Raw genomic sequence first — 10,084 nt, 5'->3', positions numbered from 1 at the left:
CAACCGACGGCGAGCGGCTCCGATCGACCCGGTCGTGGGCACCCGATAACCCTGCCCGCCCCGCCCGAACACCGACATGAGGATCTTCATTGCCGACCGGTAGGACTCGTGCGGAAACAGGCACAAGGCAAGCGTGAAGTAGAACATCAGCCGGGCAGGCAGTGCGCGAGTCCGCTGTTCTCTACGCCAATACTGATCAATAACTCGATCGACCAATTCCACAGGGAACGTTCGGGTCAGCACACCGATGGCAGCCTGATCGGCCACGCTGACACCCGCGCCCGCCCCTACCTCAAGATCCACAAGCACGCAGGCTACCGGCCACGCGATGACCTAAACGACCGGCATTGGGCCTAGCCGGCCTTGCTCGACAGCAGCGCGTCCAGCACGACGCGGACCAGCGGGTGCTCCTCCCGTCCGCACTGGACGGCGGCGAAGACCCGGCGAGTCGGCGGCTTGCCCGCGACCGGCAGCGCGACCACGCCCACGCCGGCCGCGATGGCCGTGCGGGGCACCAGCGAGACACCGGTGCCCGCCGCGACCAGCGCCACCACCGCGTGGAAGTCGTCCGAGGTGTGCGTGATGTTCGGGACGAATCCCGCGTTCTCGCAGGACACCTGGGCCACCGCGCGGCACGGGTTGCCCGGCAGCGGCGCGATCCAGTCGTCGTCGCGCAGCTCGTCGAGCGCGATCTCCGCGGCAGAACCGAGCGGGTGGTTCGGCGGCAGCACCACGTCGAACGGCTCGGCGTACAACGGGAACCGGCTCACCCGCCGGGCGTCCGCCTGCAGCGTCGAGGTGTACTCCATCGAGATCGCGATGTCGATCTCCCCGGCCAGCAGCATCATCAGGCTGTTGTGCGCCTCGGCGTCGCGCACCAGCACCCGCACGTCCGGCGCGTGCTGCCGCAACGCGACGATCGACGGCGCCACGACCTGCGTGATCGCCGAGGCGAACGACGCGACCTCGACCGTGCCGACGGTGCCCGCCGCGCACGCCGCCAAGCTCGCCTCCGCGCGCTCCAGCTCGGCCAGCACCGCCTTGGCGTGCTCGACCAGCAGCTCACCGGCCGCGGTCAGCCGCACCCGGCGGCCCTGCCGGACCAGCAGCGGCTGCCCGACCTCGTTCTCCAGCGCGGTGAGCTGCTGCGACACCGCCGACGGCGTCAGGTAGAGCTTCTCCGCCGCCGCGCGCACGGTGCCGTGGTCGGCGAGCGCGCGCAGCACCTGGAGCCGCCGGGGGTCAATCACCGGGCGATGGTACCCATCCGATCGCGGGCCGCCACGAACGCCGACACCGCCCGTTCCACGTCCTCGGCGCTGTGCGCAGCCGACATCTGGGTGCGGATGCGGGCCTTGCCCTTGGGCACCACCGGGTAGGAGAAGCCGATGACGTAGATGCCCTCCTCCAGCAGCAGGTCCGCCATCCGCGCCGCCTCCGCCGCGTCGCCGATCATCACCGGGATGATCGGATGCTCGCCGGGCAGCAGGTCGAAGCCCTCCTCGGCCATCCGGCGGCGGAACAGCGAGCTGTTGTCCCGCAGCCGCTCCCGCAGCTCCGGCTGCGCGGCGACGAGGTCCAGCGCGGCAAGCGACGCGGCCACGATCGACGGCGCGAGGGAGTTGGAGAACAGGTACGGCCGGGAACGCTGCCGCAGCAGCTCGACGATCTCGGCGCGCGCGGACACGTAGCCGCCGCTGGCGCCGCCGAGCGCCTTGCCGAGCGTGCCCGTGACGATGTCGACCCGGTCGGCGACGCCGAACAGGTCCGGCGTGCCCGCGCCCTTCGGGCCCGTGAACCCGACCGCGTGCGAGTCGTCGACCATCACCATCGCCTCGTACTTCTCGGCGAGCGCGCAGATCTCGTCCAGCGGCGCCAGGTAGCCGTCCATCGAGAACACGCCATCGGTGACGACGAGCTTGCGCCGCGCGTCGGAGTTCTCCTTGAGCAGCCGCTCGAGATCGGCCATGTCCCGATTCCGGTACCGGCCGCGGCGGGCCTTGGACAGCCGGATGCCGTCGATGATGCTCGCGTGGTTGAGCTCGTCGGAGATCACCGCGTCCCGGTCGTCGAGCAGCGTCTCGAAAACCCCGCCGTTGGCGTCGAAGCACGAGCTGTACAGGATCGTGTCATCGGTGCCCAGGAACTCCGAGAGTCGCCGCTCCAACTCCTTGTGCGGGGCCTGCGTGCCGCAGATGAACCGCACCGACGCCATCCCGAAACCCCACTTCGCCAGCGCCTCCTCGGCGGCGGCGAGCAGCGCGGGGTGATCGGCCAGCCCCAGGTAGTTGTTCGCGCAGCAGTTCAGCAGCTCGGCACCGCCGACACCCACCCGCGCGCTCTGCGGCGAGTCCAGCACCCGCTCGTCCTTGTACAGCCCGGCGGCGCGGATCTCGGCCAGCTCGGCGCGGACGTCGTCAGCGATCGTGTACATCAGGCGGGCCCCTTCGTTGTCCAGTCGAGGATGACCTTGCCGCAGCGCCCGCTGCGGGCCGTCTCGAACGCCTCGGCGTGCTGCGTGTACGGGAAGCGGTGCGTGATCACCGGGCTCAGGTCCAGCCCGGACTCCAGCAGCACCGACATCGAGTACCAGGTCTCGAACATCTCGCGGCCGTAGATGCCCTTGACGGTGAGCATCTTGAACACGACCGCGCTCCAGTCGAGCGGGAAGTCCTCGGCGGGCAGGCCCAGCATCGCGATCCGGCCGCCGTGCGCCATGTTCGCCACGGCCTCCCGCAGCGCATCGGGCTTCCCGGAGACCTCCATCGCCACGTCGAAGCCCTCGCTCATGCCCAGCTGCTGCTGCGCGTCGGCGACCCGGGTCTGCGAAACGTCCACGGCCAGATCCACCCCGACGCGGCGGGCCAGCTCCAACCGGTGCTCGCTGACGTCGGTGATCACCACGTGCCGGGCGCCCGCGTGCTTGGCCACCCCAGCGGCCATCAGCCCGATCGGTCCGGCACCGGTGATCAGCACGTCCTCGCCGACGACGGGAAAGCTCAGCGCGGTGTGCACCGCGTTGCCGAACGGGTCGAAGATCGCCGCCACGTCCGGATCGATTTCGCCGCGGTGCACCCAGACGTTCTGCTCGGGCAGCACCGCGAACTCGGCGAACGCGCCGTTGCGGTGCACCCCGAGGCCCTGCGTGTGCGCGCACAGGTGCCGACGGCCGGCGAGGCAGTTGCGGCAGCGGCCGCACACCAGATGTCCCTCGCCGCTGACGAAGTCGCCGACCGCTGCTCGCGTGACCGCGGCGCCGGTGGCCACCACCTCCCCGGCGAATTCGTGGCCGACCACCAGCGGCGTCGGCACGGTGCGGGCGGCCCACTCGTCCCACGACGCGATGTGCAGGTCCGTACCGCAGATACCGGTGCGCATCACCCGCACCACGACTTCGTCGGGGCCCGGGGTCGGGTCGGGGAGCTCGGCCAGTTCCAGGCCGGGCGCGGGTGAGGTCTTCACCAGAGCGCGCAAGGTTCCTCCGCTCTCGATGCTTGTCGCAGTGGAGTCTGGCCCGGTGCCGCGGCGTAGGTCCATCGCGACTTTCTGCACTGGCTGGTTAGCGGCGCTGCACAGCGCACCGCGCCCCACCCGCCTTCGACGAATGGGGCGCGGCGCTGGCGGCTGGTCAACCGTTCGACGACTGCTCGTGCGTGTGCGAGTAGCTCTTCTGCCCCTGCGGGGAAGAGGACTTGACGTGGTGCTGGCTCACGCGTTGGGACTTGTGCTGCTCGTTGTGGCTCACCTGGGTTTGCTGGTTCGGTCCCTGCGGGCTACCGACGATCGCGGCGAGGAACGGGTCCGACGCCGACGATTGGGGGCCGTCGGCGGCAGCGGCCGTTCCGGCGGCGCCCAGCACGGCGATTGCGGTGAGCAGGGTGCTGGCAAGCAGACGTCGCATCGATTCCTCCGTAGTGCGTTGGCATTGCCAGCGCCGAGGCGATCACACATCGGCCCCGGGCGCCGTCCACGTCACTCCGTGGGGGATCACCCCGCATGCCCGGCCACCCGGCCAGGGGAGCCGCCCGCCCCAACCGCCCAGAAGGCCCGCCGAATGCGGGGCGAAAGCAAGGGAACCTTTCTGTCACCAGCCGTCGTGGCGGCGGTGCGAGCAAGGGAACTTTCCTGTCACGACGAGGCCCGCGCCTGCTGCCGTGAGGTGTGGAAGGGAACCTTCCTGCCACCCCGGGCGCCAACGGGCGGGGCTGCGAGCAAGGGAACCTTTCTGTCAGCGGCCCCGGGGTTCCCTGGTCGCGCGGGTGCGAGCATGGGAACTTTCCTGTCACGCGCGGCGGCCGGTGGGCTAGGCGGCGACGACTTGACTTCTATCTAGGTGGAGGTTCGAGGATCGTGTCGCAGCCGATGATCACGAGGAGGCCCGATGACGACCGGCCACATCGAAATGCCCGATATCACCCGATCCGACGTCGGCACGATCCTGGTCAGCCCGTGGCTCGTGGGCACGCCGCAGCGGCAGCGCGACGCGGTGGATTCGACGATCGCGGAATGGCGCGTCGCGCCCTGGCCGCCGGCATTCCTGTCGTTGAACTGCTTCGTGAGCGACGACGGCACCAAGGTGCTGAACTACGCGCAGTGGACCGACGACGACGCCCACCGCGAGTTCGTCCGGACCTACCGGCCGACGCTGGTCCGCGGCATCGACGAGGCCGTGCCGGGCATCGAACGCCCCGGTCTCGTCAGGTACCGCCTGCACAGCAGCGTCGTCGCGCCAGAGCCTCGACGCGGCGATCTGGTCGCGGTTTTCACCTACGACACCGAGGACATCGAGCAGGCGCGGCAGCTGGCCGACGCCGCGCGCGGCCGGATCACGCCCGAGCTGCCGCCGGGGCTCGTCGCCGCGCACTTCCACATCAGCGTCGACGGCACCCGGGTGCTGATCTACGAGGAGTGGGCCGATGAGGCCGCGGTCGCCAGCAGCACACACCACCCGGAAACCGTTGCCGCCGGCGATCTCTACCGGCTGCACCGCAGCCTGACCCGCTACCGGGCCTGACCGGGGAGAGCAAGGGAACCTTCCTGTCACCAACGTGCGGGACGCGCGGTGGGGGCGGCAGGCAGGGAACCTTTCGATCATCCGCCGACCCGGCGGCCGTGGCAGGAGGGGAACTTTCCTGTCACCGGCAGGCCGGCGCTTGCCTCTGGAACGGTCCGGGGCGAGGGGATGGGAACCTTCCTGTCACCAACCGGTCGCCCCGGTGCTGGTCGAACCTCGGGGCTGGTTACTCGTCGTCGGCGTCGTCGCGGGCGAGGAACGTGGCGAGGCGTTCGGTGGCGTCCTCGAAGTCGGGGTTGAGGTCGACGAACGCCCGCATTCGGTCGGCGACCCAGGCCAGCGTGACCTCGTCGTCACCGCGACGATCTTCGAGTTCCTCAATGCCGCGGTCGGTGAAGTACACCGTGTCCTCCTAGTTGTTTCCGTCCGTGACCGGTGCGATCGGGGTTGGCAGAACAGCAGAGTACGAAACGCAATTCCGGCGGCGGCGGGAACCGCCCCGAATGGCGAGAAGGTCCTTGTGCTTGCGAAGCTCCGGGGCCGAACGCCACAAGGCCGGAGCAGGACTCTAATCCGACGCGGCCAACCGCATCAGGCCGGGGCTGTGGAGCATGGGAACCTTCCTGTCACCCTCCCCACACCGAGGGGGCTCGCGGTATCAGGCGGTCTCCGCATCGAGTGGGGCGTTGAGCGCCGTCGACCACCAGCTGCCGGGGGAGTGGAAGGCGCGCGGGTCCTGCCTGGCGCCGGCGCGCGTAAAGCGCGTCGGTTTCCGCCCGGGAGCCCTCCGGCGAGTCGAGGCGCACCAGTAGAGGAACTCCAGGAAGTCGCGCAGCGAACTGCCGGCGCGCCCGAGGAGCGTTCGCGGGAATCCGCTGCGGGCGCAAAAAACGGGCCGCCGGTTCCGGGAGGGAACCGGCGGCCCGCTTCAGCCCTGGATCAGGCGAAGGCGTTGCGCACGACCTCGGCCTGCTCGACCTCGTGGACCTTGGCCATACCGGTGGCCGGGGCGGCCATCGGACGGCGCGAGACCCGCTGGAGCTTGCCGACCAGCTGCGGGAACAGCTCCGGCAGTGCCAGGCCGAGGAACGGCCACGCACCCTGGTTGGCCGGCTCCTCCTGCGTCCACCGGATCGACGTGGCGTTCGGGTACCGCTCGAACAGCGCGCCCAGCTTGCGGTGGGGCAGCGGGTAGAGCTGCTCCAGCCGGACGATCGCGGTGTCGGTGATGCCCTCCTTGTCGCGGTGCGCGGCCAGCTCGTAGTAGAGCTTGCCGGTGCACAGCACGACATTGCGCACGTTGGCCGGGTCCGGCTGCGCCGGGTCGTCGATCACCGAGGTGAACTTGCTGCCGTTGGTGAAGTCCTCGACCGGGCTGCTCGCGGTCTTCAACCGCAGCATCGACTTCGGCGTGAACACCACCAGCGGGCGGTGGATGTTGTCCAGCGCGTGCCGCCGCAGCAGGTGGAAGTAGTTCGCCGGCGTCGACGGCATCGCGACGGTCATCGAACCCTCGGCGCACAGCTGCAGCCACCGCTCGATGCGACCCGAGGTGTGGTCCGGGCCCTGGCCTTCGTGGCCGTGCGGCAGCAGCATGACGACGTCGGAGCGCTGACCCCACTTCGCCTCACCGGACGAGATGAACTCGTCGATGATCGACTGGGCGCCGTTGAAGAAGTCACCGAACTGCGCTTCCCACAGCACCAGCGAGTCGGGGTTGCCGACCGAGTAGCCGTACTCGAAGCCCACCGCCGCGAACTCCGACAGCGCCGAGTCGTAGACCAGGAACTTCGCCTGGTCCTCCGACAGGTTCTGCAGCGGCGTGTACTCGGCGTTCTCCTTGCGGTCGATGAGCACCGAGTGCCGCTGGCCGAACGTGCCGCGCCGGCTGTCCTGACCGGTCAGGCGGACCTGGCGGCCCTCCATGACCAGCGAACCGAACGCCAGCAGCTCGCCGAACGCCCAGTCGATGCCGCCCTCGCGACCCATCTTGGCGCGACGCTCCAGCACCGGCTTGACGCGCGGGTGCGGGGTGAAGCCCTCCGGCAGGTTGATCTGCGCCTCGGCGATGTGCTCCAAGGTCTCCCGCGAGATCGCGGTCGCCAGGCCGCGCGGCACCTGCTGCTCGGACTCCACCGACGGGCTCGGCGACGGCGGGTGCTTCTCCAGCTCGCGGACCTCGTTGAACACGTGCTCCAACTGGGCCGCGTAGTCCTTCAGCGCCTTCTCCGCCTCTTCGACGGTGATGTCGCCGCGGCCGATCAGGGCCTCGGTGTAGACCTTGCGGACGCTGCGCATCTTGTCGATCGCGTCGTACATCTTCGGCTGCGTCATCGACGGGTCGTCGCCCTCGTTGTGACCGCGGCGGCGGTAGCACACCATGTCGATCACGACGTCCTTGCCGAACGCCTGGCGGTACGCCACGGCCAGCTTCGCGACCCAGACGCAGGCCTCGGGGTCGTCGCCGTTGACGTGGAACACCGGGGCGCCGATCATCTTTGCCACGTCGGTGCAGTACTTGCTGGAGCGCGAGTGCTCCGGCGCGGTGGTGTAACCGACCTGGTTGTTGACGACCACGTGCACCGTGCCGCCGGTGCGGTAGCCCCGCAGCAGCGACAGGTTCAGCGTCTCGGCGACCACGCCCTGACCTGCGAACGCGGCGTCGCCGTGCAGCAGCACCGGCAGGACGGTGAAGCCCTCCTGGCCCTTGTCCAGGATGTCCTGCTTGGCGCGGACGATGCCCTCGAGCACCGGGTTGACGGCTTCCAGGTGCGACGGGTTCGACGTCAGCGACACCTTCGTCTCGCCGTCGCCGAACATCCGGAAGTACTTGCCCTCGGCGCCGAGGTGGTACTTGACGTCGCCGGAACCGTGCGCCTGCCCCGGGTCCAGGTTGCCCTCGAACTCCCGGAAGATCTGGGAGATCGGCTTGCCGACGATGTTGGCCAGCACGTTGAGGCGGCCGCGGTGCGGCATGCCGATGACGACCTCGTCGAGCTCATGCGCCGCGGAGGTGTCCAGCACCGCGTCCAGCAGCGGCACCACGGTCTCGGCGCCCTCCAGCGAGAACCGCTTCTGCCCGACGTACTTGGTCTGCAGGAACGTCTCGAACGCCTCGGCCGCGTTGAGCTTCGACAGGATGTACTTCTGCTCCGACGGCTCCGGCTTGGTGTGCGGCTTCTCGACCCGCTGCTGCAGCCACTCGCGCTCGTCGGGCTCGAGGATGTGCATGTACTCGACGCCGACGGTCCGGCAGTACGAGTCGCGCAGCACGCCCAGCACGTCGCGGAGCTTCATGTGCTCCTTGCCGGCGAAACCGCCGACCGCGAACTCCCGGTCCAGGTCCCACAAGGTGAGACTGTGCGACAGGACGTCGAGGTCCTCGTGCCGCCGCTGCCGGTAGTTCAGCGGGTCGATGTCGGCCATCAGGTGGCCGCGGGTGCGGTAGGCGTCGATCAGCTCGAGCACGCGGGCGGTCTTGTCCACCGCGCCCTCGGGGATGTCCTGCGTCCAGCGCACCGGCTCGTACGGAATGCGCAGCGAGGAGAAGATGTCGTCGAAGAACCCGTCCCCGCCCAGCAGCAGCTGGTGCATCTTGCGCAGGAAGTCACCGGACTCGGCGCCCTGGATGACCCGGTGGTCGTAGGTGGACGTCAGCGTCACGATCTTGCTGATGCCCATGTCGACCAGCGTCTTCTCGCTGGCGCCCTGGAACTCCGCCGGGTAGTCCATCGCGCCGACGCCGATGATCGCGCTCTGGCCCTTGGTCAGCCGCGGCACCGAGTGGTTGGTGCCGGACGGGCCGGGGTTGGTCAGCGAGATCGTGGTGCCGGCGAAGTCGTCCGCGGTCAGCGCGTTGTTGCGGGCCTTGCGGATGATGTCCTCGTAGGCCTGCCAGAACTGCTGGAACGTCATGTCCTCGCAGCCCTTGATGGAGGCGACCACGAGGTTGCGGGAACCGTCCTTGCCCGGCAGGTCGATGGCCAGGCCCAGGTTGATGTGCTCCGGCGTGACGGCCGCGGGCTTGCCCTTGGCGTCCTCGCCGTAGTGGCGGTTCATGTTCGGGAAGTCCCGGACCGCCCGGACCAGCGCGTAGCCGATCAGGTGCGTGAAGGAGACCTTGCCGCCCTTGTTCCGCTTCAGGTGGTTGTTGATGACGATGCGGTTGTCGAACAGCAGCTTGGCCGGCACCGCACGCACGCTCGTCGCGGTCGGCACGGTCAGCGACTGATCCATGTTCTTGGCGATCGCAGCCGCGGCCCCGCGGAGCGTCTTCACGTCGCCACCGGCCTGGGGTTCCTTCACCGGAGCGGCCTTGGCGGCCTGCTGCGGGGACGGCTTCGGCGCGGCGGCGGGCTTGCTCGCCGGGGGCGCGGTCGCAGCGGCGGCCGGCGGGACCTGACCATTGGTCTCACTCGGGCGCGTCGCGGTGGCCGTGGTCGTCGGGGCCGCTGCAGCGGCGGCAGCAGCGGTGTTCTCGGTGGCTGCCTGGCCCGGCTTGTAGTCGGCGAAGAATTCGTGCCACGCCGAGTCTACGGAAGTGGGATCGTTGAGGAACTGCTCGTACATTTCCTCGATCAACCACTCGTTGGGGCCGAACTGTGACGCAGGGCTGCTGGACACGGCTGGCGTTCGCCTCGATCCATATGCTCGTGATTTACAGACACACTCAGGTACCAGGCTAGCGGTCCGATTCGTGCGGTTGACACACAGTACGGCCGTTCGGCCGACGAGCTCGGTCACAAAATCGATCAGGAAAGCCCAGCTCGCGGGGAGCGGGCCCCATCGGGCTCGGACGAACGATCATCGACCGCACTTCGGCATGCACCACTCAAGATCGGCGTTGCTCGGTACTACTCCATCTGGGTTGTCGTCCGACACCAGTATGACGTTTCACCGACACGCTGTGTTCCTTCTCCATTGGTTGACATCCGCGGAGTTCGGCACTCCGGCCCCACGCGTTCCGGGCAGGTGTGACGGCGGGCGGCACGGTAGCGGAGCGTGTCCGAAATGTTCCTTTCTGTGTGTGCGGGCGGGGGACTTTCTGCGGTTCGGTGGCAGAAAGGTTCC

8 protein-coding genes are annotated in these 10,084 nt (G+C 69.1%); 1 reads left to right on the top strand and 7 read right to left on the bottom strand.

The window, feature by feature from the left end; genetic code table 11:
- The 5 genes from BLW84_RS39770 to BLW84_RS39750 form a co-directional block, all read right to left on the bottom strand.
- The coding region (locus BLW84_RS39770; RefSeq protein ID WP_177226952.1) for a transposase domain-containing protein at positions 1 to 303 on the bottom strand (303 nt) is incomplete at its 3' end.
- A 50-nt stretch (positions 304 to 353) separates the two neighbouring features.
- Positions 354 to 1,250 (bottom strand): LysR family transcriptional regulator, encoded by an 897-nt coding sequence (locus tag BLW84_RS39765; protein ID WP_093276693.1) that lies wholly within the window; start codon positions 1,248 to 1,250, stop codon positions 354 to 356.
- Positions 1,247 to 2,434 carry a glycine C-acetyltransferase gene (locus BLW84_RS39760; protein ID WP_093276690.1) on the bottom strand — a complete coding sequence of 396 codons (1,188 nt, stop codon included), beginning with the start codon at positions 2,432 to 2,434 and terminating at the stop codon, positions 1,247 to 1,249. Before BLW84_RS39760 ends, BLW84_RS39765 begins: the two co-directional genes overlap by 4 nt.
- A complete protein-coding gene (gene tdh / locus BLW84_RS39755) occupies positions 2,434 to 3,474 on the bottom strand; it encodes an L-threonine 3-dehydrogenase (RefSeq protein ID WP_093276688.1) in 1,041 nt (346 codons plus the stop codon). The genes BLW84_RS39760 and tdh overlap by 1 nt, the downstream gene beginning before the upstream one ends.
- A gap of 154 nt (positions 3,475 to 3,628) precedes the next feature.
- Complete coding sequence (locus tag BLW84_RS39750) at positions 3,629 to 3,901, bottom strand: hypothetical protein (RefSeq protein ID WP_093276684.1); 273 nt, start codon at positions 3,899 to 3,901, stop codon at positions 3,629 to 3,631.
- 480 nt (positions 3,902 to 4,381) lie between these two features.
- Here BLW84_RS39750 and BLW84_RS39745 point away from each other — a divergent pair, with 480 nt between their 5' ends.
- On the top strand, positions 4,382 to 5,014 hold the full coding sequence (locus BLW84_RS39745) for an antibiotic biosynthesis monooxygenase (RefSeq protein ID WP_093276681.1): 633 nt from the start codon (positions 4,382 to 4,384) through the stop codon (positions 5,012 to 5,014).
- Between the two features lie 226 nt (positions 5,015 to 5,240).
- Here the strand turns inward: BLW84_RS39745 and BLW84_RS48055 are convergent, their stop codons facing one another.
- On the bottom strand, positions 5,241 to 5,417 hold the full coding sequence (locus BLW84_RS48055; protein WP_010304877.1) for a DUF6104 family protein: 177 nt from the start codon (positions 5,415 to 5,417) through the stop codon (positions 5,241 to 5,243).
- Positions 5,418 to 5,953: 536 nt separating this feature from the next.
- Positions 5,954 to 9,583, bottom strand: a complete 3,630-nt coding sequence (locus BLW84_RS39735) for a multifunctional oxoglutarate decarboxylase/oxoglutarate dehydrogenase thiamine pyrophosphate-binding subunit/dihydrolipoyllysine-residue succinyltransferase subunit (RefSeq protein WP_245761710.1) — start codon at positions 9,581 to 9,583, stop codon at positions 5,954 to 5,956.
- Between the last annotated feature and the right edge of the window lie 501 nt (positions 9,584 to 10,084).

The organism is Saccharopolyspora shandongensis (assembly GCF_900106995.1).
Lineage (GTDB): Bacteria > Actinomycetota > Actinomycetes > Mycobacteriales > Pseudonocardiaceae > Saccharopolyspora > Saccharopolyspora shandongensis.
This window is presented reverse-complemented; position numbering and strand designations above follow the sequence as displayed.

What these genes read in the sequence shown, in the direction of transcription:
- BLW84_RS39760 (WP_093276690.1), bottom strand. Translation starts at nt 2,434, where the DNA reads ATGTACACGATCGCTGACGACGTCCGCGCCGAGCTGGCCGAGATCCGC.
- BLW84_RS39750 (WP_093276684.1), bottom strand. Translation starts at nt 3,901, where the DNA reads ATGCGACGTCTGCTTGCCAGCACCCTGCTCACCGCAATCGCCGTGCTG.
- BLW84_RS39745 (WP_093276681.1), top strand. Translation starts at nt 4,382, where the DNA reads ATGACGACCGGCCACATCGAAATGCCCGATATCACCCGATCCGACGTC.
- BLW84_RS39735 (WP_245761710.1), bottom strand. Translation starts at nt 9,583, where the DNA reads ATGTACGAGCAGTTCCTCAACGATCCCACTTCCGTAGACTCGGCGTGG.